Origin of the sequence: Streptomyces sp. (assembly GCF_050698815.1) — a bacterium.
Taxonomy (GTDB): domain Bacteria; phylum Actinomycetota; class Actinomycetes; order Streptomycetales; family Streptomycetaceae; genus Streptomyces.
Map to the genome: position 1 here is coordinate 1 of NZ_JBOHCV010000702.1, position 5063 is coordinate 5063.

2 protein-coding genes and 2 pseudogenes are annotated in these 5063 nt (G+C 73.8%); all 4 read left to right on the forward strand.

Translation table 11 applies throughout. From position 1 onward, the window contains the following. Window positions 1–968: pseudogene (locus ACRDP3_RS24930) on the forward strand (HEAT repeat domain-containing protein); the annotation flags it as partial. Between the two features lie 182 nt (window positions 969–1150). Next, window positions 1151–2638, forward strand: coding sequence for a hypothetical protein (locus ACRDP3_RS24935; RefSeq protein ID WP_431519245.1), 1488 nt, complete (start codon window positions 1151–1153; stop codon window positions 2636–2638). A 95-nt stretch (window positions 2639–2733) separates the two neighbouring features. Further along, complete coding sequence (locus ACRDP3_RS24940) at window positions 2734–3660, forward strand: hypothetical protein (protein WP_431519244.1); 927 nt, start codon at window positions 2734–2736, stop codon at window positions 3658–3660. Between the two features lie 63 nt (window positions 3661–3723). Continuing rightward, a pseudogene (locus tag ACRDP3_RS24945) lies at window positions 3724–5063 on the forward strand (hypothetical protein); the annotation flags it as partial.

The following is a 5063-nucleotide window of genomic DNA, read 5'->3' on the forward strand; positions in this document are numbered from 1 at the left end:
ACGCCGAACTGTCCGCTGCCGCCCGTGACGCCTTCGAGCCCCGCCCGTGGCGGCTGTGGGCCGAGGATCCGGCACATCCGGACCAGGCCGGGCGGCTGCGCCGGGTGCGCGAGCAGGGCTGCTTCGACCGCTGGCAGCGCCAGCTGCGTACCGGCGGGCCCCGTCCCGGCTGGAGCGTCCGCGAGGTGCTCGACTGGGCTCAGGAGGGCTACGACCAGTACCCGAGGCAGCCCCGGGAGTCTGCGGCGGCCCGCTGTCTGTCCGCCGTCGCGGGCCCGGAGGACCGCGCCGAGCTGCTCGCCGCCGCCCGCGGTCCCCGCGAAGCCGCCCGCGCCGCCGCGATCCGGCATCTCACCGAGTGCGGTGCCGCCGAAGCCCTGGACCTCGTCGAGCTGGCCGCCGCCGACCCCTGCGAGACCGTCGCTCAGGCGGCGCTCGCCGCGTTCGCCCGGATGCGCAGCACCGCGGCGGTCGTCCGCGCCCGGCGGTGGATCTCCGCACCTGAAGGCACGCTTCCGGAGGGACTGACGGCCGTGGCCGCGGAGATGCTCGCTTGCTGCGGCGGCCGGCGCGACGCCGGGGCCGTTCTCGCGGCCCTCCGCCGGACCGTCCGCCGGGAGGGCCCCGACAGTGACGCGCTGTGGCCGCTCGTGGACGGTGCCGGGCGGCTCGCCATCGGGTGTGCCGCCCCGGTGCTGCGGCACATCTACCGCGAGACCTCTTCCTCGCAGCTGCGAGGCCGGGCCGCCGCCGCGCTTGCCACCACCGATCCCTCCTTCGCCGCGGGGTTCGCCGTGGAGTGCCTGTGGGACTGTGAGGAGACCACCCGTGAACTGGGCGCGCAGTACGCCGCGACCGGGGACGAGCGGGTCGTGGAACGGCTGCGGCGGCTCGCCACCGACCCTGCCGAGGAGGCGGGTGTGCAGAGCGCGGTACGGGGCAGGCTCAGCCCGGACACCGGGCGCTGAGAAGGCCGGTTGTCCGGCTTCCCCGGCTTTTCCGGCTTCCCCGCGCACTGTTGGAGCCGCCAGCGCCGTCCGGTCGCTGTGACCGCCGGGTTGAGGACGTAACGGCACATCGGTGGCCGTTCCGGTCATTGTCAGCGTGAGCGCATAGTGTGTCCGTCGTGACTGAGTACGCCCTGCCGGCAATGACGAACCCGGCTCCGGGGCCCGCGGCCGACGAGGGGCTGGCCCGTCGGCTGCGTGCCCTCGCCTGTACCGCACCGCTGCACGACCTGGACACCCGCAAGGCCAACCTCGCGGGGGAGTACAGCACGTACGCCATGGCGGAGGTGGCCCTCTCCGCCATCGATCTCGTCACCCTCCAGATGGATTTCGACACCGGCGCCGACCATGAGGACGTGGTGGCCCGGCTGTTGCCCCGCGTCGCGGCCCAGGCTCCCGGCCGTCCGGCCGCCGAGCACGAGCGTGTCGCCCGCTGGGTGCTGGAGAACCTGCTCAACGTCGGCAGCGTGGACCGCGGTTTCCGCGCCGTCTACGGCACGTTCGGGCCGGACGGGGCGTACGTGCGCAGGGACTACGACTTCAAGCTCATCGAGGAGGTCCCGGGCCCCGGAGGGAGCGTCTATCTGCGCACCACCGACGAGGCGGTCAACGTGCTGGTCGGTGCCCTCGACACCGACGTCACCAGCGCCCAGATCGCCGCCGAGGTCAAGCTGGAGGTCCTGATCAGCCGCGGGCGGCTGGCCGACGCCCATCTCGCCGCCGAGCAGGCCCGGTACCGCACGGTGCAGTACGCCGAGACGCTCCGCCGCACACTGGAGGCCACCCGGCGCGACGTGCGGGCGGTCGACTGGCTGCGCACCGTCCCCGACATGATCACCGAAGCGCTGGACCACGTCGCGGACCGCTACCGGCACGAGAACGCGATCCTCACCAACATCCGGCGTGCCCGCGACGAGGCGGCCGCCGAGCGCGGCCCGGACCACAAGCGCCGCGCCGCCGAACTCGTCGACATCGTCAAGGACTGCATCCGCCGCCACACCCAGCTCCAGTCCCGGCTGCTGGCGGCCGGACCGCTCTTCCGCGCCGAGCAGGACCGCCAGGCGTTCGCGCCGCCCGCCGCCCGGGCCGGCCTGGATCTCTACGGTCAACTGCTGGCACCGCTCCTGCCGTTGCCGCTGGAGAGCGCCGGGCGGGTGACCGACGCCTTCTTCACCCGCGGCACCGGGCTGCGCTCTCCGGGGGCGGTCCGCCTGGGCGATCTGACCGACCTGCTGCTCACCCCGCCCGCCCCCCGCGAGCACCTGGGCGCCGAAATGCCGGAGCCGGACCTGATCGCCACACCCGATGACAGCCGGTTCAGCGAGGATCAGCTGGAGTCGGCCATGGAGCTGCTCGCGCTGCCGGCCGACGCGCCCCGCCGGCTGTCCGGGCTGCTGGCGGACGCCCGTCGCCGCGATCCCGAACTCCCCTATCTCGTCTCCCTGCTGGCGGTGCACGCCGCGAGCCCTCCGGTGGGCACCGCCTACCGTCAGGGCGAGCGCGAACTCCTCTTCGCCGTCGACGACGGGGAAGAGCTGGACGACCCGGAGTTCGGCGGCGCGGACCTCATCGTCGGCACGGCCCGGCTCGATGCCGCGGGCATGGCGGCGGGACGTGCGGAGGGGGCGTGACGATCGACGACGACAGATTCGGGCCCCGTCGGACGACCGGTGGCCCACGGCCCGACCAGCCCTTCCCGTACTTGAGCCGCAGGAGCGACCAACCAGTGACCGAGCACCGCGACGACGGCACCGTCAACGCCCCGACCGGTGGCACCCCCGGGGACGAGGAGCCCCGGCCGGCAGCCGACCCGGACCGGCCGGGGCAAGCGGTCATCACCCCTGCGGACACCTCCGACGCGGCGCGGCTCGTCTCCTTCGGACTGCACCCCAGGCTGCTTCCGGCCCGGGACGCCGAATACGCCGCACTGCTGCGGCGCTACCGTGAGGACCCCGCCTTCGCCCGCCTCGCCGACGCCGTCGCCACGGGACTGGGCCTGGTGGTGCTGGAGGTCTCCACCCGCGCCGGAATGGCGCTGGCAGCCGAGGAGGACTCCGTCTTCGCAGTCCGGATGGGTGACTACGCCCGGCGGGCCACCGCCGACTCCGGAGACCGCTTCCTGCATGGCCTCGCCCATCTCGCGGTCGCCGCCATGGCCTTTCCCCGCCCCGAAGACCTCGCCGACGACGGCTACATCGGCCGCCTCACGGTCAACGGGGTCGACGCTTTCGTACGGCAGGCCTGCCGACGGCTCGCGGAGCAGGCCGAGGAAGAGGGGGAGAATCCGGACCCGGCCACCGGCGCGCCCGGGCTGGAAGCGGCCTGGCGGGTGTACGCACGGCGCAGTGCCACCGGCGCGACCAAGGACGCCCGGCGGCTGGCGGGTTCGACCACCGGTGTCATCGGGAAGGCCGTCGCCTTCCTCGTCGACTCCGGGTTCCTCCAGCGCACCGGCGATGACGCGGGCGGCACCTACCGCACCACCGCCCGCTATCAGTTGCAGGTTCGCGACATGGCCGGCAGTTCCGCCATGGCGGAACTGCTGGAGCTGGGCGTCGTACCCGTCAGCGACGGCAGTGCCACCCTGCTGCCGCCCGAGCAGAGCGACGACCTGGAGATCGCCGGCGACGCCGGACTGCCCTTCCACGCCTGACCCCGGCCTTCCGCTCCGCGGCACCCATCACCGACACGACTCACACGAGGAGAGCCCGCCACCATGTACGAGCTGTCCCGGATCCGCCTCTACTCCATCGGGCCTGCCGGAGCACGCTACGCGGACACCGTGCTGGACCTGCGCGGAGTCGGCGAGCCGGTCCCCAGCCCGGCTCCCGAGCAGGCCGACTTCTTCGAGGACGAGCCCAGCGGCCCGGCACGCCGGCCCGCCCCCGCGGGAGTCCTCTTCCTGGAGAACGGCGGTGGCAAGTCCGTTCTGCTCAAGCTGATCTTCTCGGTGATGCTGCCGGGACACCGCAACACTCTCGGCGGCGCCAGCTCCGGCGTGCTGCGCAAGTTCCTGCTGGCCGACGACTGCGGTCACGTGGCCCTGGAGTGGCAGCACACCCGCACCGGCGAGAGCGTCGTCGTCGGCAAGGTCAGCGAATGGCGGGGACGGCAGGTCTCCAACGACCCGCGCAAGTTCGCGGAGGGCTGGTACGCGTTCCGGCCGGGCCCCGGCATGAGCCTGGACTCGCTCCCCGTCGCGGAGTCCGCCGCCCTGCGCCCCGCCGCCGACGGCGCCTCCACGGCCCGTGGCCGCCGCCGCACCATGAAAGGCTTCCGAGACGTCCTCACCGAGACCGGCAAGGCGTACCCGAATCTCGACGTCGCCTGGGAAGACGTGCACGAGCGCTGGAACGAACGCCTCACCGGCCTCGGTCTGGACCCGGAACTCTTCCGCTACCAGCGGGAGATGAACGCCGACGAGGGTGAGGCCGCCGGCCTGTTCGCCGTGAAGAACGACTCCGACTTCACCGACCTGCTGCTGCGTGCCGTCACCGACACCCGCGACACGGACGGGCTCGCCGATCTCGTGCACGGCTTCGCACACAAGCTCGGCCGCCGCGCCGAACTCACCGCGGAGCGCGACTTCACCGCCGGCTCCCTCGACCTGCTTCACCGCATCGCCGAGTCCGCGCGGCAGCGCGAGCGGGACCGCGGCATCCATACGGCCGCCGAGCAGCGCACCCGCGCCCTCGCCCGCCGGCTCACCGCCCGCGGCACGCGGGAGCGGGACAGTGGCGGTGAGCTCGCCGAGAAGGTGGCCGAGGCCGGTCGTCTCGTCACCCGGGCAGCCGAGGCCCGTGACCGCTCCGCCCTGACCGCCTCCGAACTCGCCTACCGGCACGCCTCGTTCGCACTGGCCGGAGCCGAGCAGGCCGCCGCCGCGCAGCGCCGGGAAGTCGCCGACGCCCGTACGCTGCACGCCGCCTGGCAGGCGGCCGAGACCGTACTGCAGCACCGCACCGCCGCCGACCGCGCCGCCCGTGTCTCCGCGGCCATCCGCGAGGCCGAACGCGACGCGGCCCCCGCGCTCGCGGCCCGGGCCCAGGCTGCCGC